The sequence below is a fragment of the Gallaecimonas mangrovi genome, assembly GCF_003367375.1.
Taxonomy (GTDB): Bacteria; Pseudomonadota; Gammaproteobacteria; order Enterobacterales; family Gallaecimonadaceae; genus Gallaecimonas; species Gallaecimonas mangrovi.
In genome coordinates, this window is the sequence record NZ_CP031416.1 from 353,244 (window position 1) to 372,747 (window position 19,504).

The window sequence follows — 19,504 nt, forward strand, 5'->3', positions numbered from 1 at the left end:
TGTGATGAATGCTTGCAAATCCCCTAGAACCCCGGCGCACTCGGTATGGAGTCGGGCAAAAAAAATGGCACTGGGCCTACTGTGGCTGCTACCGATGGCACAGCTGCAAGCAGCGTCTTTGGTGGACGTGCGGGAAAATACACTCGGTAAACAAGGCATTGAGCTCGAGTTTGTGATGGACGGTGATTTTATCGAGCCCCGTACACGTATTTCCTATAACCCTGCTGAACTCTACATCGATTTTCGGGGCGTTAGTTCCAAACTGGCTTTGGCCGACATTGTGGTGGACGCGGGTGGCTTGGACAGTATTACCACCACACCCATCAATGACGGTGTGCGTGCTGTGTTACATCTTAAAAAACTGACCGCATACCAAACGAAAAGGGTGGATAACCGTTACATCGTCTCGCTGGGGCAAGCCATTACCAGCGCTAATGAAAGCGAAGTAGCCAACCAGCAAATCAACGCCATTAAGGCCATAGACTTTCGCCGTGGCAAAGACGGCGAAGGGCGGATGTTGGTATTCATGAAGAACGCATCAGCCGCCGTTGATGTGCAGCAGCAAGGCCCCCGCATTGTGGCGGAGTTTCTTAATACCGCCATTCCTGAAAAGCTGCTCTATCAACTTGATGTCACTGATTTTGCAACCCCGGTACAAAGCATCGAGACCTTCAAAGACGGTGACAAAACGCGCATTGTGATTAAGCCTACTGGCCATTTCACCTTTAAATATCAGCAGTCAAATAACCTTTTTTCGCTAGAAGTGTTACCGAAAAAAGAGCCAGCCAAAGACAAGCAACGGGTTGCCTATGACGGTAAGCGTATTTCACTGAATTTCCAGGATATTCCAGTGCGCACCGTGCTGCAGATCATCGCTGACTACAACAACTTCAACTTGGTGACCTCCGATACGGTGAAGGGCAACATAACGTTGCGCTTGGACGGTGTTCCTTGGGATCAGGCGCTGGATATCGTGCTGAAAGTGAAAGGGCTAGATAAACGGGTCGACGGCAACATTCTGATGGTGGCACCCGCTGATGAGCTAACGGCAAGAGAAGCACAAGAGCTTGAAGCGCAGAATAAGGTACAGACCTTGGTGCCGCTGTTTTCCGAGTTCATTCAAATCAATTATGCCAAGGCCAAAGATCTGGCGGAGCTGCTGAAAAGCAGTGGGGCCAGTTTGCTGTCCGAGCGCGGCACTGTGACCATTGATGAGCGCACCAATACCTTGCTGGTGCAAGATACCGAAGAAAAACTGGCGCAGGTGAAGAACCTTATTAAGGTGTTGGATGTGCCGGTTAAACAAGTATTGATTGAGTCACGCATCGTTACCGTTAAAGACAGTGTGGTGGAAGATTTGGGCGTTCGGCTCGGCTTTACCGATGCCAATGGCAGTAACAGCACCTCCGGTTCTTTGGAGGGCGCTTACTCGGCAGTAGATAGCACCAGCACCGCTGAGTTGTCTGACAGTTTGAATGTGAATTTGCCCGCCGCAGTGGACAACGCTGCTTCTATCGGTTTTCACATCGCCAAGCTGGCGGACGGTAAACTGTTAGATTTAGAACTGTCGGCATTGGAGCAGGAAAATAAGGGTGAGATTATTTCTAATCCCCGCCTGACAACCGCTAACCAAAAGGCAGCATACATTGAGCAGGGTACAGAGATACCCTATGTACAAAGCACCTCGTCTGGGGCCACATCCGTTACCTTTAAAAAGGCCGTGCTGAGTTTGCAGGTCACCCCGCAAATCACCCCGGATAATAAAATCATTCTCGACCTTGTGATCACGGAAGACACCCGTGGTGATACTGTGCAAACTGCAACCGGTAGTGCGGTGGCTATCGACACCAAGGAAATCGGTACCCAGGTGTTGGTGGATAACGGCGAAACCATTGTGCTGGGTGGTATTTTCCAGCAAGAAAAATCTAGAGTTGTCTATAAGGTACCGCTGTTGGGTGACATTCCTGGGTTGGGGTGGTTGTTTAGAAATACCAGCGATTCGAATGTCAAAAGCGAGCTGCTGATTTTCGTTACACCGAGAATTGTCACCGAAGATATGGAATAGTTATCCGTTAATAGAAAAGCCCTGCCAGTGCAGGGCTTTTTATTGGTGACATGATTTTTATAAAAGCCCTGATAAATCAGGGCCTTTTTTTGCGATGTAGCCCCATTACTACCGCATAAAAATAAAGCTAGGCATGTTCAGTTGCCTGAAGGCTGTACAATTGCGATAATCCGCCGTCACCGAACGACCTGTGGGGAACTTTCACCAGGGCCTAGGCCCCTGTTTCAGATAGCGAAGACGTATCAACCAATATGGCAGAAAAACGCAATATCATTCTTATCGGCCCTATGGGGGCTGGAAAAAGTACTATAGGCCGTCAACTTGCCCAGGATCTGCACCTGGAATTCTACGACTCAGACCATGAGATAGAACGCCGTACTGGCGCAGATATCAACTGGGTTTTTGATGTCGAGGGCGAGGATGGCTTTCGTAAACGCGAATGCAACGTCATCGAAGAGCTGACCGAGATGCAGGGAATTGTCCTGGCAACCGGTGGTGGTGCAGTCATCAACAAGGACACCCGTAACCGTATTTCCGCACGTGGCATTGTGGTGTATCTGGAAACGACCATTGAGAAGCAACTGGCCCGCACTCAGAAAGATAAGCGTCGCCCTCTGCTCCTTAAAGGTGAGCCCAAAGAAACCCTGGTGCAACTGGCCGAAACACGTAACCCGCTTTATGAAGAAGTGGCCGATATTATTGTGCGTACTGACGACCAGAGTGCACGTAGCGTGGCCAGTCAAATTATCGACCAATTAGGTTTTTAAACCATGATTAAGCTGGATGTAGGTCTTGGCGACCGGAGTTACCCCATACAGATTGGTACCGGCCTGCATCCCAGCCTAAAAGAGCATGTATCAGGGCGCGCTGTGGTTATTGTTAGCCAGGAGCCCCTTGCTCAACATCTTAAAACCTTACTGGCGTTTTTGGGTGATGCCCCAAAATCGGTCACCGCTTACCCGCTTCCCAATGGCGAAAGTGCTAAAAACATTGGCGAGCTGGAAAAGATAATCGGTTGTTTGATTGAAGCCGGCCTCGGCCGTGATGGCCTGTTGATAGCGCTGGGTGGTGGTGTGGTTGGTGATATTACCGGCTTCGCCGCTGCCTGCTATCAGCGCGGTATGGATTTTATTCAACTGCCCACCACCTTGTTGTCGCAGGTGGACTCGGCTGTTGGTGGTAAAACCGCCGTTAACCATCCCTTGGGTAAGAATCTTATCGGGGCCTTTCACCAACCCAAAGCCGTGTTTGTGGATTTGGACTGGTTGGATACGCTGCCCGATAACGAGATGTCGGCAGGCCTTGCCGAAATCATCAAATATGGCGTGATTGCCGACCCGGATTTCTTCACCTGGTTAGAAGCCAATATGGCAGGGCTTCGCAGTAAAAATAAAGCACTGCTAGCCCATGCCATTGCCCGTTCGCTGTCAATCAAGGCTGAGGTTGTCGCGCAAGACGAGCGCGAGCAAGGCGTGCGTGCCCACCTTAATCTTGGCCACACTTTTGGCCATGCTATTGAGGCTCACCAAGGATATGGTAACTGGCTGCATGGCGAAGCTGTGGGTGTGGGTATGCTAATGGCTAGCGAACTTGCTAAGTCCAGAGGGATGCTGGATGATGAACAAATCCAGCGCCTTTACCGCTTGAACCGTGCGGCAGGGTTACCATTAAAAGGCCCCGCTGAGATGGCACCACAAACCTACCTACCGCTGATGATGCGAGACAAAAAAGTGCTCGCAGGCAAGTTGCGGTTGGTATTGCCAATTGGCTTGGGTCAGGCCACAGTGGTTAGTGACGCCACTGAGTCTGAAATTGTGGCAGCTATCGCGACGGTTCAATCGGCCAATCACTGAGTGGAGCTATGCCAAACGCCTTGGAGGCCTTGCTAAACCGCATCCAGCACCTTCTGCATTTCGGTCAAGATCCGGTGGTCGTGGTGGAACCCGACAACGCCGACCGTGGTTTGCTACTCAATCGCCTGCTCGACAAACTGCCTGACACCTTGGATGTCGCGCTACTGCGTTATAAAAAGTCCCCTGGCATCCGTAAACTGCGTACCGATATTTTATCGCAGTGGTTTTCAGATCCCGTTATAAATCCTGACGATACATTGGCTGACAGCTATCTACGCTTGTCCCAGCAAAAGGCTAATCGCTTATTGGTGGTGGACGCTTCTACTGCGGTGGAAGCAGAGATCTTTCGGGAATTGTTGCGCCTTTCTCAACTGACCGAAGACAGCATAGGGCTATTGGTGTTGGCTCCGAATGTGGCTGTGGTTCCCAAGTTGGATTGGCAGCCCATTATGCTGGGGTCAGTGAATAACACAGATATGTCGCCAGAGGTAACGTCGGTGAAGTCCCGAAAACCCACTTTGATTATTGTTGCGGCTGCCGTCGTTCTTGCTGTTGTATTGTTCGGCGCGGTTTACGTATTTTCCCCTGACAATAAGCCACCTCAAAGCCAGTCGGTCAAACTTAACTTAGGGGATGATACGCAACCAGTGGGTGGTTTTAACGTTAGCCCGCAACCGGTGGCTAATACGCTTTCTGATGGCAGTGCGCCCAAGCAAGAAGACGCTAAAAATACCACTGCCGCCCCGGTCAGTAACGAGCCATCTGTACCGGAGATGCGCAAGTTTATTATTCATGAGTCGGATACGCCTGCGCCCACCGGCGAGAGCACTGCCGTTAATAGCAGTACTGGCGGCCCAGCGTCGCCCGCCAAAAAGGCCACCACTGAGCCAGTAGCTTCGAAAACCGAACCCACCTCGGCGCAGTCTACCGCCAAGGTAGAAGTAAAGCCGGTTGCCACTAAAGCCGCTGCAGAAAAAGCAGCACCGAAACCCGACGTAAAACCGGTCAGTAGTTGGCCTGATAACGTGCCAGACAGCCATTATGCGCTGCAGCTTATTGCTGGCCAGAATGCCCAGAAAATTGAACAAGCAATGGCGGGGCAAGAAGTCGGTAATTGGTACATGGTAAAAACGCGCCGTAGCGGCAAAGTGTTCTATTTGGTGGTACAAGGCAATTACGCCAGCCTGGCGCAAGCCAATGCGGCCAAGGCCACCTTGCCTAAACGCTTTCGAGACGCCGGTGCCTGGCCAAAACGCTACGACAAAATCAAGGCAGCAATTGCTGCTGGCAAAGGCTAGAATGGCGGACCGGAACCTTCCATTTTGGTATTCATGAAAAAACACCGAGCCTTTCTCAAATGGGCTGGCGGCAAATACACGCTGGTTGAGGATATTCGCCGTCACCTTCCGCAAGGCAAGGTGTTGGTTGAGCCTTTTGTGGGTGCCGGTTCGGTGTTTTTAAATAGCGATTTTGAACACTATGTGCTCAATGATATCAATCCTGATTTGATTGCCCTTTATCAACATCTGAGCACGGATCCCGAGCGTTATATTCGTGACGCCCGCGAATTTTTTGGTCCAAAAACCAACAATAAAGAAACCTACTATCAGATGCGTGAGCGCTTTAATGCCACCACTGATACCTACCAGCGTGCACTGCTGTTTTTGTACCTTAATCGCCACGGTTACAACGGCCTTTGCCGCTATAACCGCAAAGGCGGCTTTAACGTGCCTTTTGGGTCATATAAAGCGCCGTATTTTCCAGAGGATGAGCTGGGACATTTTGCAGAAAAGGCCAAGCGCGCCACCTTTACCTGCCAAAACTTTGTGCACAGCATGCGTTCGGCAAAAACCGATCACGTTGTTTATTGCGATCCGCCTTATGTGCCACTGTCGGTAACGGCCAGCTTTACCACTTATGCCAGCCCCGGCTTTACCCTGGATGACCAGGCGTTATTGGCGAAAACGGCATTGGAGTCGAGTCAGCGCGGAGTGTCGGTATTGATCTCTAATCACGACACCGAGCATACCCGCTGGCTTTATCGCGATGCCAATCTCAATACGGTGCAGGTCAAACGCAGCATTAGCCGCAATGGCAAGGGGCGTCAGAAGGTAGGGGAGCTGTTGGCGCTGTATCACCAAGCCGAACAGCAAGAAGAAGTGGTGAAGTATCCGCGTTTAGTACAAGGCTAATAACAAAAGCTAGCAGCCAATCGGCTTACTTTTTCACTTGCACGCCGCTGTGCTCTTGGCGAGTTAACAGTTCCAGCAAATCCAGAAAATGCATTTGCACCGAACCACTACGGCCTATCAGCCATTGCCCCCAGCTCAGTTGGGTGTCGGGTTCTTCTACTTTCGAGGAAGGGTGCGATAGCCAAATTCCACCAGCCAGCAACAAGCTGATAATACCGCCAAGCACGAGCGTCTTTTTGATATTCACCGTTGGGCTCCATGGAAGAGAAATTGTTGCCGATTATAACAACCTGATTAAAACCTGGCCACTTACATTCATTATGCCAATGCCGTTACCGATCACACAAGTTGAATAAAAGCCCGGCGAACCGGGCTTTTGCATTTATCGATTTAGGCCGGCAATGCACAGGTATTTCATTTCCATAAACTCTTCCAGTCCGTATTGAGAACCTTCCCGGCCTAGCCCTGACGACTTAACTCCGCCAAAGGGCGCCACTTCGTTGGAAATCAAACCGGTATTGATGCCAACCATGCCCGACTCCAACGCCTCGGCAACGCGAAACACCCGGCCCAAGTCTTGGCTGTAGAAATAAGCAGCCAAGCCAAAGGGCGTGTCGTTGGCCATGGCAATGGCTTGGTCTTCGTCACTGAAAGAAAACAACGCTGCTACCGGGCCAAAGGTTTCTTCCTTGGCGACCAGCATGTCGTGCGTCATACCGGTGAGAAGGGTGGGTTCAAAGAAATTACCGCCGCGGCTGTGGCGCTTACCGCCCATCTCTAAAGTGGCACCTTTTGCTAACGCATCCTTGATGTGTTGCTCGACTTTCTCGACAGCCTGTTGGTTGATAAGTGGCCCAGTGGTTACGCCCGATTCGTTACCGGCGCCCACATTTAAGGTGCGCATGGCCTGGCTGAGCTTATCGACAAAGCGCTCCATGACTTTCTCATGCACGTAAAAGCGGTTGGTACAGACGCAGGTTTGCCCGGCGTTACGAAATTTTGCGGCCATGGCGCCTTCCACCGCCGCATCAAGGTCAGCGTCTTCAAACACGATAAAAGGCGCATTGCCACCTAACTCCAGCGACAGCTTTTTGATGTCATGGGCGCATTGGCTCATCAATTTGGCGCCAACCTCAGTAGAGCCGGTAAAGGACAACTTGCGCACCTTATTGCTGTCGGTCAGCACCTTGCCGATAACCGAAGAACTGCCGGTAACCATATTAAGCACCCCCGGTGGAATTTCGGCGCGGTGGGCGAGTTCTGCTAAAGCCAGGGCAGTCAGGGGAGTTGCGGAGGCTGGGCGGGCCACCACAGTGCAACCAGCCGCCAGGGCCGGCGCTACCTTGCGGGTGATCATGGCAGCGGGAAAGTTCCAAGGTGTAATTGCCGCGACCACGCCAACCGGTTCGCGGGTAACCAGAATTTTCTGGCTGCTATTGGGGGCTGGGATCACATCGCCGTAGGCGCGTTTGGCTTCTTCGGCAAACCATTCTACAAAAGAGGCGGCGTAGGCGATTTCGCCACGGGCTTCGGCTATGGGCTTGCCTTGTTCGGCGCTCATGATTTGCGCTAAATCTTGCTGGTTATCCATGATCAGCTCAAACCAGCGCCTGAGTTTTTGTCCCCGCGCCTTGGCGGTTAACGCCTTCCAGGAGCCGAAGGCTTGCTGGGCGGCGGTAATGGCGGTTTCGATGGCATCGCCAGTTAGCATTGGCACTTGGCCAAGTAAGCTGTTGTCGGCAGGGTTGGTGACATCAAAGGTTTTTTCAGCCGTTAGCCATTGGCCATCGACGTAAGCTTCAACGCGCAGTAATTCTGGGTCACGTAGTTGCATGTTACCTCCATTAACCTGATGTACTGACCATTCAGCATCTAGCCTAGCAAAGTCATGTTTGACTACCCATGAACAGTAGCGCCGCTTGGTTTACAATAGCGCCGACTGAATCTGGAGCCGGACCATGAAAGAGTTTTTGATTGCCCCTTCTATTTTGTCTGCCGACTTTGCCCGCCTGGGCGACGACGTTGCTAATGTCTTAGCGGCAGGGGCCGATGTGGTGCATTTCGACGTAATGGACAACCACTACGTGCCTAACCTCACTATTGGGCCTATGGTCTGCGAGGCGTTGCGTAACTATGGCATCGAGGCGCCCATTGATGTGCATCTCATGGTTAAGCCGGTCGATCGCATCATTCCTGACTTTGCCAAGGCCGGTGCCAGCATCATTACGTTTCACCCGGAAGCTTCAGACCACCTTGACCGCTCTTTAGGCCTGATTAAAGACAGCGGCTGCCAAGCCGGTTTAGTGTTTAACCCGGCCACGCCTTTGCATTACCTTGATTACGTTATGGACAAGCTGGACGTGATTTTGCTGATGTCGGTTAACCCCGGCTTTGGTGGCCAGTCCTTTATCCCCGGTACCCTTGATAAGCTGCGACAAGTACGTGAACGCATTAATGCCAGCGGCCGTGATATTCGCCTTGAGATCGACGGTGGCGTTAAAGTGGAGAACATTGCTGATATCGCCGCTGCCGGCGCCGACATGTTTGTCGCCGGTTCTGCCATTTTCGGCAAACCCGATTACAAAGCGGTGATTGATGCCATGCGTAGCGAAATTGCTAAGGCGCAGGCGTGATCACGGCCGTTGCCTTCGACCTTGACGGCACCTTGGTGCATTCATTGCCAGATCTTGCTTGGGCTGCCAATACCATGCGCCAGCAGTTGGGTCTTGCGCCGGTAACTGAAGCCAAGGTCAGCCAATGGATTGGTAATGGCATTACCAAGCTGGTGGAGCGTGCCAGCGCCGAAGCCGGGCTCCCAAGTGAGGCCTTAGCCCTCTTCGAGGCGGCTTACGAGCAGCACCTGGCGGTTGATTCAGCGTTACTTCCCGGCGCGAAAGAGACGCTTACTGCTCTTAAGGAACGCGGCTTTAAACTGGCGCTGGTCACCAATAAAGCCAGCCGTTTTGCACTGCCACTGGTGCAAACGCTGGGCATTGAACGCTGCTTTGAACACCTTTTATATGGTGATAGCCTGGCCGCGAAAAAGCCCGACCCCCTGCCGCTGCAGTGGTTGTGCGAGCGTTGGGATATTGCGCCGGCTGCACTGATGCTGGTTGGCGACTCCAAAAATGATATTGAAGCGGCGAAAGCGGCGAAAGCGATGTCCGTCGGCTTGACGGGCGGTTACAACTACGGGGAAGATATCGGCCTTTACTACCCCGACCTAGTTATTGATTCCCTGGCGGCGCTGTTAGAGCTTCCCGCCCTGCAACAGAGGTATTGTTAGTCATGTCTAAACCCATTGTCTTGAGTGGTGCGCAACCCTCCGGCCAGCTAACCCTTGGCAACTACCTGGGCGCGCTTCGGCAGTGGGACCAGATGCAGTCCGACTACGATTGCCTTTATTGCATTGTCGACTTGCATGCCATTACCGTGCGCCAAGACCCGCAAAAGCTCTACCAAGCCACCCTCGACAGCCTGGCCCTTTATCTGGCTTGTGGTATTGACCCGAAACGTTCAAGCGTTTTTGTGCAATCCCACGTGCCTGAGCACGCCCAGTTGGCCTGGGTACTGAACTGCTACACCCAGTTTGGCGAGCTGTCGCGCATGACCCAGTTCAAGGATAAATCGGCCCGCTTTGCCGACAACATCAATGCTGGCCTCTTTACCTACCCGGCATTGATGGCGGCGGACATCCTGTTGTACCAAGCCAACCAAATTCCGGTGGGCCAGGACCAAAAACAGCATTTGGAACTGTCTCGCGATGTCGCGTTCCGTTTTAACAACATCTACGGCGACGTGTTCACGGTTCCCGAGCCTTTTATTCCGAAAGTGGCGGCGCGGGTGATGAGCCTGCAAGACCCCACCAAGAAGATGTCCAAGTCTGACGACAACCAGGGCAACTTCATTGGCCTGTTGGAAGATCCCAAGGTTATCACCAAAAAAATCAAACGCGCCGTGACCGACTCTGACGAGCCGCCAATGGTACGTTTTGACGCCGAGAATAAGGCCGGCGTATCCAACCTGCTGGGTATTTTGTCTGCCATTAGCGGTAAAACCATTGAAACCCTGGAAGCCGAATTTGAAGGCCGCATGTATGGGCACCTCAAGGGCGATGTTGCCGAAGCAGTCGTCAGCTTTCTTGAGCCTTTGCAGGCCCGTTATAAGGCGCTTAGGGAAGACCGCACCACCCTCGATGCCATCATGCGCCAGGGTGCAGAGCAGGCCAGTAGCCGCGCCGCGCAAACCCTTAAAAAGGTTTACGAGGCGGTGGGGTTTGTACCGCGCCCCTAAGGGTTTTAATGACAAAAAAGGCACCTTTTGGTGCCTTTTTTATTGCCCAGAACAAGGTGGCCAGCGGCCACCTTCGGGTTAAAAGTGATACTGCAAATCCAGAGCGAAGTTGCTGGGGTCGCCAAAGCGCACCTCATCGGACGAATCCAGGTAGTTGTAATAGGTCTTATCCAGCAGGTTATTAACGTTTAGCTGCACATCGAGGTTTTTCATCACCTCATAGCGGGCCATTAAGTTAACCACGCTGTAAGCGCCTTGGCGCACGTCAGCCGTATAGGTTTGCGACTGCCAGTTAATACCACCGCCGATGGTTAATGACGGCAGCCATTGCTGGAACTGGTAGGTGGTGAACAGCTTGAATTGTTTACGTGGGTGGTCGGTGTTGACCTCGGCATCGCTGGCATCCTTGGCCGCAAACTGTGAGTAACCGGCGCTAATATCCCAGCCTGCAACCGGGCGGCCAACCACTTCCAGTTCAAAGCCTTTACTGACGGTGCCTTTGGCGCCAACCTGGGCAACGGTGTTTACCGAGCCTGGCACGTAGTAGGTCACGCCGTCTTCAACATCGTCTTGCGCCAGGTTGTCTTGCTCAATGCGATAAACCGCCACCGAGGTATGCAACATATCGCCAAAGAAGGTGCTCTTTAGTCCCAGTTCGTAGGTTTTGCCGGTCACCGGATCTAAGAAGTCGCCGTTACGGTCTTGGGCGTTTTGCGGCATGAAGATGTCGGTATAGCTAAAGTACAGGCGGTGCTGGGCGGTCAAGTCATACAGCACGCCGGCATAAGGGATAAAGACGTTGTCGTCGCCGTAGTCGCTGACCTCGTCATAGCTGACGCCGGTGCGCTGCCAACTGGCCAGGCGGCCACCGGCAATCACTTTTAGCTCGTCGGTAACATTAAGGCGGGTAGCTGCGTAGTAACCCTTTTGCACCGTGTCCATGTCCTGCTCGACGCTGGCCTGGCTTGACCAGTTCGGTTCAGTGAAGTTGCCGTCCCAGTCATAGAAGTTATCGACGTCGGGGTAGGCATCGGTGTCATAGCTAACGGTTTTGGCTTTTTGTTTACTGTAAATGGCGCCAAACACCGCGTCGTGCTCCCGGCCCAGCAGGTCATATTGACCTTTTAGTTGGAAGTCGAAGCTGTTTTGGGCACTGTCGCCATGGCTTTTATAGGGGTAGCTGGTTAGGCCGCTGCCGGTGTCTTTATCGAGGCCCTCGACGGTGTCTTGCTCTGACTCATCGTCGTCACTGGCGGGGTAGAGATAGAGCAGCTTGGTGTCGCTGGTGTATTTCAGGTAGTTGTAATTAAACACCGCTTGCCAGCTGTTATTAAAGCTGTGGCTTAGGTTGGCAAAGTAGTTTTTGCTGGTGGTTTCCCAGCGTGTCCATTTCGCAGCCGTGGTGGTGGCGCGGTCCCAGTTGGTGGTAGAACCATCACTAAAGACGCCAGGCAAGCCGCCCCAAACCGCACCTTTGGGCTTGTTGTCTTGGTAACTGGCGCCCACTCTTAACAGGGTGTTGGGGTCGATATCTTTTTCAACAACACCATAGAGCACCGATTTTTTGTTGGAGTAATAGTCGGTAAAGGAATCGCCATCTTCGTATTTACCAACAAAGCGGCCGCGCAACGAGCCGTCTTGGCTAAGGCCAGAGGACAAATCGGTGGTGACTTCCCGCTTGTTCCAGCTGCCAACACCGGCACTGACATAGCCGGTAAAGTCGGTGCTGTCAGCGTGTTTTCGCACCAAGTTAATGGAGGCCGAAGGGTCGCCAGCGCCGGTAAGTAAGCCGGTTGAACCCCGCACCACTTCTATGCGCTTGTAAATGGATACATCAGCAATGGTTTCACCGGCATCGCCGCCCAGGCTCCAGCTCAGTGGCACGCCGTCTATTTGATAATTGGTGATGTCAAAGCCGCGGGCCTGCATGGTGTTGCGAACGTTATCCACGGCGATGGAAGACAAGCCCACGGTGTTTTGCACCGCATCGACTACCGACTCCATGTCTTGGTCGCGAATGCGCGAGGCGGTTAGCACGCTTACCGACTGTGGTGTCTCGCGCAGAGTCAGCCCCAGACCGGTGGCAGTATCAACAACGCTGCTTACGGTGTAACTGCCTTTTACGGTGATTTTCTCAACGTCTTTGTCGTCTTTTTTATCGTTATTTTGCTTTTGGTTGTCGGTCTTTTTGGTTGTCTCGGTCGTCGTCTGTGCCGCTGCAGTATTGGCCGAATAGCTAAGCACCGCCAGCACAGCGGCGGCGATAATGGTAAGGCGAGGTTTCTCCATTGTTTTCATCTTTTTATCTTTCCACAGCAAGAAAGTTGGCAATCTAAACGATATATATTCTTATTTCCATTTAAATGCATGAAAGTTGGTCCGGTGGCAGTGAGACAAGGTGAGTAGTGAGAAACGGCTGATGCGCTATAGGCCCTGTTTTTAAGGCTCAGATAGCGTTAAGTGCCAATGGGATAGCAGATAAAAACACTTTGTAATGATGTGTAATAACGCGGTTCTGTCCAACGGGGTCGGCGCCGAGATCCAAAAGCCGCTCGCCACGGTCATTGTCGGGGGCTTAATCACCGCGACGGCGCTTACGCTACTGCTGTTGCCGGTGCTCTACCCCTGGTTTTCAAAGCGAAAGCTGGCACGGCTACAAAGGCGCTAAATGTCTTTTCTGGTCATTAAAAGAAGGAGCTGTCAGCTCCTTCTTTTTTTGAAAGGGTCTTAACTTCGGTTGCGGTTGGGACTATTTCATTCGCTGCGGGCTTCGGTGACAATAGCGCCCCTTGCTGGGCGCGAGGGCGGTATGGCTAACGCCATTAGGCAATGTTTCTCTCAGGTTGTAGCCTGGCTTTAATTTTAAAATCAATTGGTTAGCTATATTATGCTGCTGGTCATCGACAACTACGATTCATTTACTTTCAACCTGGTGCAGTACTTACAAGTGTTGGGGCAGCAAGTGCATGTGGTGCGTAATGATGCGGTGACCTTGTCCGATATTGCGGCGCTAAAGCCAGCGCGAATGCTGATTTCCCCAGGGCCTTGCAGCCCCAATGAAGCCGGCATTTCCCTGGCCGCCGTAGATAAATTTAAAGGGCAGCTGCCAATTTTAGGGGTCTGTTTAGGGCATCAAACCCTGGCACAGGTGCTGGGGGCCAAGGTGGTTACAGCGCCCCAGGTAATGCACGGTAAAACCTCGGTTATCACCCATAACAGCAGCGGCGTTTTTAAGGGGCTTCCCCAACCGCTGACGGTCGCCCGTTACCATTCTTTGGTGGTCGATAACGCCACGCTGCCTAGCGGGCTTGAGGTCAATGCCTGGACCGACGACGGCCTTATTATGGGGCTTTGCCAACCCGAGCTTGCCCTTCACGGCGTGCAGTTTCATCCCGAAGCCATTCTGACCGAAGCTGGCCACGCTTTACTGGCCAATTTTCTCAGCCTCTAAATACCGCTCAAATTAGTCTGGCTAATGTTTCATTACCTTGGATAAGCAAAATTTTTTGCGACAATCGATAGGGATATCTATCTAAGGGTAAGATGCCAGAGAAAGTGCTCGAAGCTACTGAGATAATCGAGCCATCGTCTTACCTGGCCTGTGGGCCCTCGTACTTATGTCTTGCCAGCCCCGCATGCCCAAACCCATTGGAGAACAATTATGTCCGAGCAAATGCCAGTCAGCCGTGCCACTTTTGATGAAGTAATGGTCCCCAACTACAATCCGGCGGCTATCATTCCTGTGCGCGGTAAAGGTGCCCGGGTATGGGACCAAGAAGGCAAAGAATACGTCGATTTCGCCGGCGGCATTGCGGTAAACGTGCTGGGCCATTGTCACCCCGCTTTGGTGGGCGCCTTAAAAGAACAAGGCGAAAAGCTTTGGCACCTGTCTAACGTGATGACCAACGAACCGGCACTGCGCTTAGCGAAAAAGCTAACTGCTGCCACCTTTGCCGAACGGGTTTACTTTGCCAACTCTGGCGCCGAGTCTAACGAAGCGGCTTTTAAACTGGCGCGTCGTTATGCCCTTGACCATTTCGGTGAAGGCAAAGATCAGATCATTTCTTTTAATAAAAGCTTCCATGGCCGCACCTTCTTTACCGTTACCGTTGGTGGCCAAGCTGCCTATTCCGACGGCTTTGGCCCCAAACCTGGCGCTATCGACCACCTCGATTACAACGATCTGGCCGGTTTTGAAAAGCTGATTAGCGACAAAACCTGCGCCGTGGTCATGGAACCGATGCAAGGTGAGGGCGGTATTATTCCTGCCGAGCAAGCCTTTATTGAAGGTGTTCGCGCCCTGTGTGACAAGCACAATGCCTTGCTGATTTTCGATGAAGTACAAACCGGTATGGGCCGCAGTGGCTACTTGTACGCCTACCAAAAATACGGTGTAGCCCCCGATATTCTGACCTCAGCCAAATCGTTGGGTGGCGGTTTCCCCATCGGCGCCATGCTCACCACCGCCAAGATTGCGGCCAGCCTGAAGGTTGGTACTCACGGTTCTACCTACGGTGGTAACCCGCTGGCTTGTGCCGTGGCCGAAGCCGTTATCGACGTGGTTAACACCCCTGCTGTGCTGGACGGTGTTAAGCAGCGCGAAGCCTGGTTCCGCGAGCACCTTGAAGCCATTAACAGCCAATACAAGGTGTTTAAAGAAGTGCGCGGTATGGGCATGTTGCTGGGTGCGGTACTGAGCGACGAATACAAAGGCCGGGCCCGCGACTTCCTCACCGCCGCTGTTGACGAGCAACTGATGGTGCTGGTTGCCGGTGCTGATGTGGTGCGTTTTGCTCCTTCTTTGGTGATTAGTGAAGACGACATCAAAGAAGGCATGGCCCGTTTTGAACGTGCCGTTGCCAAGGTGGTCGGCGCCTGAGCCGACTTGGGCGACGCCTGGCGTCGCCCTTGTGACTCACACCTATCAAAGGAGCCATCTATGCTGGTTATCCGTCCTATTACCAGCCAAGATCTGGGTGCCTTGTTGCGTATTGCCGAGGAATCCGGGGTTGGCTTTACCTCGCTTCCGGTTAACGAAGAGCGGCTGGCTGCCAAAATCGCCCATTCCGAGGCGTCTTTCGAACTCAGCGACGCCGAATGTGACCAAGGTGAGCAAGGTTATCTGTTGGTGATGGAAGACACCCACACCGGCGATGTGGTTGGCACCACTGCCCTTGAAGCCCGAGTAGGCCAAGCCGATGCCTTTTGGCATTACAAGCTGGGTACCGCCGTACACTCTTCGCCGGCCCTTGGGGTACATAAAGAACTGAAAACCCTGACTCTGTGTAACGACTACAGCGGCGTGTCGGAGCTGTGCACGCTGTTTTTAAGCGAAAGCCATCGCCAGGGTTTTAATGGTCGTTTGCTGTCGAAATGCCGGTTTTTATTCCTGGCTGAATTTCGTGAACGCTTTGCCGAAACCGTGATCGCCGAAATGCGCGGCGTTAGTGACGGCAGCGGCGTTTCGCCGTTTTGGAACTGGCTACAGCAGCACTTTTTTGACATGGAATTTCCCCAAGCCGACTACCTTTCCGGCCTGGGTAAGAAAACCTTTATTGCCGAACTGATGCCGCGCTACCCGGTGTACGTGGACATGTTGCCCAAGGCCGCGCAGGAAGTAATAGGCCATGTACATGCCAAAACGCGCCCGGCATTGAAACTGCTGATGGCAGAAGGTTTTCGCTGGCGGGGCTATGTTGATGTGTTTGATGCTGGCCCCACGGTGGAATGCGACATCGACCAAATTAACGCCATTCGTGAAAGCGAACGGCTGGAAGTGGCTATTGGCGACGCCTCTGATGGCGTACAGACCATGATTGCCAACACCCATCTTCAGCAATTTCGCTGCACCCTTGCCCAAGCTCGCCATCAAAAAGGCGACTTGGTGATTGACCAAGACACTGCTGACGCCCTGGGTGTCAAAGCCGGTGATTGGGTGCGCGCTATTGCCTTTGAGAAGGAGTAAACCATGAGCCAACTGATTAACGGCCAATGGCAGGTGGGCGAAGGCCCACTTTTTACCTCACATAACCCGGCCGACGACAGCGTTATCTGGGAAGGCCAGGGTGCCAGCCCAGCCCAAGTCGATAGCGCCGTTGCGGCAGCTCGCGCCGCCTTTGTGGCCTGGGCCGATAAAAGCGTGGAAGAGCGCTTGGCGATTATCACCGCCTTTGGCGAGCAGCTTAAAGCCAACAAAGCAGCCTTGGCCCGCACCATTGCCGAAGAAACCGGTAAACCCTTTTGGGAAACCCAAACCGAAGTGGCGGCGATGGTAGGCAAAATCGCCATCTCTACCCGCGCTTATCAAAAACGCACCGGTTTGGTGGAAAACGACGTGGCCGGTGGCCGCGCCTTTATTCGCCACAAACCCCATGGCGTGGTGGCGGTGTTTGGCCCTTATAACTTTCCTGGCCATTTGCCTAACGGTCACATGGTGCCGGCGCTTATTGCTGGTAACACCGTGGTATTTAAACCGTCAGAGCTGACCCCGAAAACCGCTGAGCAAACCCTTAAACTGTGGGAGCTTGCCGGTTTACCCGCCGGGGTCATTAACCTGGTGCAAGGGGAGCTTGAAACCGGTAAGGCGCTGGCTAGCCACAAAGGTATTGATGGCCTGTTCTTTACCGGCTCTTCTAACACCGGCCATTTATTGCATCAGCAATTTGGTGGCCAGCCCGAGAAAATTCTGGCGCTGGAAATGGGTGGTAATAACCCACTGCTGGTGCGTGAAGTGGCCGATATCAAAGGCGCGGTGCACGAGATTTTGCAATCTGGCTATATCTCTACCGGCCAGCGTTGTACCTGTGCGCGCCGCCTTTATGTGCCAACCGGTGCCCAGGGCGACCAACTGGTTGCTAGCTTGGTTGCGGCGGTGAAAGCCATCAAGGTAGGTGGCCAGTTTGATGAAGAGCAGCCCTTTATGGGGCCGCTCATTTCCGCCAAAGCCGCCAAAGCCATGGTGGCGGCGCAAGATAAGCTTAAAGGCCTTGGCGGCGAACCGCTGGTTGAGCTCAAGCACCTGCAAGCGGATACTGGCCGGGTGAGCCCTGGGCTAATTGATGTGACCGCCATTGGCGAGCTGCCCGACGAAGAATACTTTGGTCCGCTGCTGCAACTGATCCGCTACGACGATTTCGACGCTGCCATCACTGCGGCCAACAACACCCGTTATGGCTTGTCGGCCGGTTTGCTGTCGGATAGCCGCGAAGATTGGGATTATTTCTTCCGCCGTATTCGCGCCGGCATCGTCAACTGGAACAAGCAAACCACCGGCGCGTCAGGTGCGGCACCTTTCGGTGGTGTTGGCGCTTCCGGTAACCACCGGCCTAGCGCTTACTATGCCGCTGACTATTGCGCCTATCCGGTTGCCAGTGTTGAGGTGGAGGCGGTTAGCGCCCCGGCAAGTCTGGCCCCTGGCCTTAGCTTGTAATGCATTTTAACGGCAGCCTTTGGGTTGCCGTTTTTACATCACATAGAGGTTTCTATGCACAAGGACATCAATCAGCTATTTGAGTGCCTCTGGAATAATTACCTGGACGTCACTCCCAGCGCCGCCAAGGTCCATCAGTTGTTGGCAAGCTCCGAGCAGGGCACCGACATCATTAACGACCATGTGGCTTTCCGTACCTTTAACTTGCCCAACGTTGGCCTGGACAAGCTGGCTGCACACTTTCTTGCCCTGGGCTACGAGGAAAAGGGTGAGTACCACTTCGAAGCGAAAAAGCTTTACGCCAAGCACTTTGAGCACCCGGATGACACCCAGCCCAAGGTGTTTATCTCCGAGCTGCTGGTAGAAAAATGCAGCCCGGCCTTGCAAGCGCTGGTGCATAAGATGGTGGCAAACGTGGATGCGGCGGCGACCACCGCTGATGACTTTCTTTATTCCGGCAGCCACTGGCAGGTGTCACATAGTGACTACCAAGCGCTGCTGGAAGAAAGTGAATACGCGGCCTGGATGGCGGCTTATGGCTACCGCGCCAACCATTTCACGGTGTCGGTTAACCACCTTAATAACTTCGAGACATTAACTGCGGTTAACCAAGCGCTCAAAGACGCAGGCTTTATACTCAACACCGCTGGCGGCGAAATTAAAGGCAGTGCCGAGGTCTGTTTAGAGCAGTCGTCCACCATGGCTGATAAAGCCCAGGTGCAATTTAGTGACGGCAGCTTTGCTATTCCCAGCTGCTTTTACGAATTTGCCCTGCGCTACCCCATGGCCAACGGCAAGCTCTACACCGGCTTTGTGGCAGCCAGTGCCGATAAGATTTTTGAAAGCACCAACGCCAAAAGCTAATGCAATACCGCGAATAAAAAAGGCCGCTTAAGCGGCCTTTTTTATTATTCAACACCGTATTTTTCTTTCAGTGCCTGCCATTTACCGTCTCGCATCAGGTCAAAGCGGCCCTGGTTAAGCCATTTAACCAGCTGCACGCCATTGCTTTTATTGGAGCAAGCAATATAGAGCGGCACCGGTTTAGTGAAGCGGCCAACGTCGCGAATAACCTTGGTCAGGTCGTGTTCCTTCAGGTAATGGTCCATAAAGGTTTTAGGCGCGGCAATGACGTCTATTTGGCCAAAGCGTAATTCGCGCACCATTTCGTCCATACCCTGGCCTTCTTTGCGCAAAAAGACCTTGAGGTTGTCAGGCTTGTATTTCTTCATCGGCTGCAGCGCCGCTTCCATGCGCGAATCTTTCAATACCCCCACCAAGCGGTTTTGAAAACTGCTTAAGTCTTGGTACTTGAGAGGATCTTCGGTGCGCACATAAAGATGGGGCGACATCACCGTCCAAGCTTCACTGGTGAAGTTCAGCTCTGGTGCTTCTGAGGTATGAATACCTAGCAGACAGTCGTACAGGCCGCTTTCACCGCCTGCGATCATGGCATTCCAAGGCACCACGCGATAATTCGGGTCTTGGCCGTGGGCTTTAAGAATGTCTTCGGCGGCTTCCACAAAAAAGCCGGGGTTGGCGCCGGGTTGGCTAGTGAAGGGGTAGTCGGCTGGCCCACGCAGGCGCAGCTCTTGAGCATGCGCCGCCGTTGCGGCCAACATCAATACCAGGGGAATAATCTTGCTTTTCATTGTGTACTCCTCGAGCCACT

Annotated in this window: 18 protein-coding genes; 14 read left to right on the plus strand and 4 right to left on the minus strand. The window is 53.0% G+C overall.

Features of this window, described 5'->3' with window-relative positions; all coding sequences use genetic code 11:
• Positions 1–64: 64 nt before the first annotated feature.
• From DW350_RS01685 to DW350_RS01705, 5 genes are all read left to right on the plus strand, one after another.
• Entirely contained in the window at positions 65–2,065 is a 2,001-nt protein-coding gene (locus tag DW350_RS01685; RefSeq protein ID WP_226911367.1) for a type IV pilus secretin PilQ, read from the plus strand.
• A gap of 251 nt (positions 2,066–2,316) precedes the next feature.
• A complete protein-coding gene (gene aroK / locus DW350_RS01690) occupies positions 2,317–2,832 on the plus strand; it encodes a shikimate kinase AroK (RefSeq protein WP_115717187.1) in 516 nt (171 codons plus the stop codon).
• Positions 2,833–2,835: 3 nt separating this feature from the next.
• A complete protein-coding gene (aroB, locus tag DW350_RS01695) occupies positions 2,836–3,918 on the plus strand; it encodes a 3-dehydroquinate synthase (RefSeq protein ID WP_115717188.1) in 1,083 nt (360 codons plus the stop codon).
• Between the two features lie 8 nt (positions 3,919–3,926).
• Positions 3,927–5,216, plus strand: a complete 1,290-nt coding sequence (locus DW350_RS01700) for an SPOR domain-containing protein (protein ID WP_115717189.1) — start codon at positions 3,927–3,929, stop codon at positions 5,214–5,216.
• A gap of 33 nt (positions 5,217–5,249) precedes the next feature.
• Positions 5,250–6,110, plus strand: a complete 861-nt coding sequence (locus DW350_RS01705) for a Dam family site-specific DNA-(adenine-N6)-methyltransferase (protein WP_115717190.1) — start codon at positions 5,250–5,252, stop codon at positions 6,108–6,110.
• A 25-nt stretch (positions 6,111–6,135) separates the two neighbouring features.
• On the opposite strand, the gene DW350_RS01710 is transcribed toward DW350_RS01705, so the two are convergent.
• Positions 6,136–6,357, minus strand: coding sequence for a hypothetical protein (locus DW350_RS01710; RefSeq protein ID WP_115717191.1), 222 nt, complete (start codon positions 6,355–6,357; stop codon positions 6,136–6,138).
• A 135-nt stretch (positions 6,358–6,492) separates the two neighbouring features.
• Positions 6,493–7,944 carry an NAD-dependent succinate-semialdehyde dehydrogenase gene (locus DW350_RS01715; RefSeq protein WP_115717192.1) on the minus strand — a complete coding sequence of 484 codons (1,452 nt, stop codon included), beginning with the start codon at positions 7,942–7,944 and terminating at the stop codon, positions 6,493–6,495.
• A gap of 124 nt (positions 7,945–8,068) precedes the next feature.
• On the opposite strand from DW350_RS01715, the gene rpe reads away from it, so the two are divergent.
• The 3 genes from rpe to trpS are packed head-to-tail and all read left to right on the plus strand — an operon-like array spanning position 8,069 to position 10,403.
• Complete coding sequence (gene rpe / locus DW350_RS01720; protein ID WP_115717193.1) at positions 8,069–8,743, plus strand: ribulose-phosphate 3-epimerase; 675 nt, start codon at positions 8,069–8,071, stop codon at positions 8,741–8,743.
• A complete protein-coding gene (locus DW350_RS01725; RefSeq protein WP_115717194.1) occupies positions 8,740–9,396 on the plus strand; it encodes a phosphoglycolate phosphatase in 657 nt (218 codons plus the stop codon). Before rpe ends, DW350_RS01725 begins: the two co-directional genes overlap by 4 nt.
• A 2-nt stretch (positions 9,397–9,398) precedes the next feature.
• Positions 9,399–10,403 carry a tryptophan--tRNA ligase gene (trpS, locus tag DW350_RS01730; protein ID WP_115717195.1) on the plus strand — a complete coding sequence of 335 codons (1,005 nt, stop codon included), beginning with the start codon at positions 9,399–9,401 and terminating at the stop codon, positions 10,401–10,403.
• A gap of 78 nt (positions 10,404–10,481) precedes the next feature.
• Here the strand turns inward: trpS and DW350_RS01735 are convergent, their stop codons facing one another.
• Positions 10,482–12,692 carry a TonB-dependent siderophore receptor gene (locus DW350_RS01735; protein WP_115717196.1) on the minus strand — a complete coding sequence of 737 codons (2,211 nt, stop codon included), beginning with the start codon at positions 12,690–12,692 and terminating at the stop codon, positions 10,482–10,484.
• A 208-nt stretch (positions 12,693–12,900) separates the two neighbouring features.
• On the opposite strand from DW350_RS01735, the gene DW350_RS19845 reads away from it, so the two are divergent.
• From DW350_RS19845 to DW350_RS01765, 6 genes are all read left to right on the plus strand, one after another.
• On the plus strand, positions 12,901–13,071 hold the full coding sequence (locus DW350_RS19845) for an efflux RND transporter permease subunit (RefSeq protein ID WP_226911427.1): 171 nt from the start codon (positions 12,901–12,903) through the stop codon (positions 13,069–13,071).
• Positions 13,072–13,290: 219 nt separating this feature from the next.
• A complete protein-coding gene (locus DW350_RS01745) occupies positions 13,291–13,854 on the plus strand; it encodes an anthranilate synthase component II (RefSeq protein ID WP_115717198.1) in 564 nt (187 codons plus the stop codon).
• Positions 13,855–14,064: 210 nt separating this feature from the next.
• On the plus strand, positions 14,065–15,282 hold the full coding sequence (locus DW350_RS01750; RefSeq protein ID WP_115717199.1) for an aspartate aminotransferase family protein: 1,218 nt from the start codon (positions 14,065–14,067) through the stop codon (positions 15,280–15,282).
• 60 nt (positions 15,283–15,342) lie between these two features.
• A complete protein-coding gene (astA, locus tag DW350_RS01755) occupies positions 15,343–16,368 on the plus strand; it encodes an arginine N-succinyltransferase (protein ID WP_115717200.1) in 1,026 nt (341 codons plus the stop codon).
• Between the two features lie 3 nt (positions 16,369–16,371).
• A complete protein-coding gene (gene astD / locus DW350_RS01760) occupies positions 16,372–17,832 on the plus strand; it encodes a succinylglutamate-semialdehyde dehydrogenase (RefSeq protein WP_115717201.1) in 1,461 nt (486 codons plus the stop codon).
• 54 nt (positions 17,833–17,886) lie between these two features.
• A complete protein-coding gene (locus DW350_RS01765) occupies positions 17,887–18,696 on the plus strand; it encodes a DUF1338 domain-containing protein (protein ID WP_115717202.1) in 810 nt (269 codons plus the stop codon).
• Between the two features lie 44 nt (positions 18,697–18,740).
• On the opposite strand, the gene DW350_RS01770 is transcribed toward DW350_RS01765, so the two are convergent.
• Entirely contained in the window at positions 18,741–19,484 is a 744-nt protein-coding gene (locus DW350_RS01770) for a substrate-binding periplasmic protein (RefSeq protein WP_115717203.1), read from the minus strand.
• Positions 19,485–19,504: the final 20 nt, after the last annotated feature.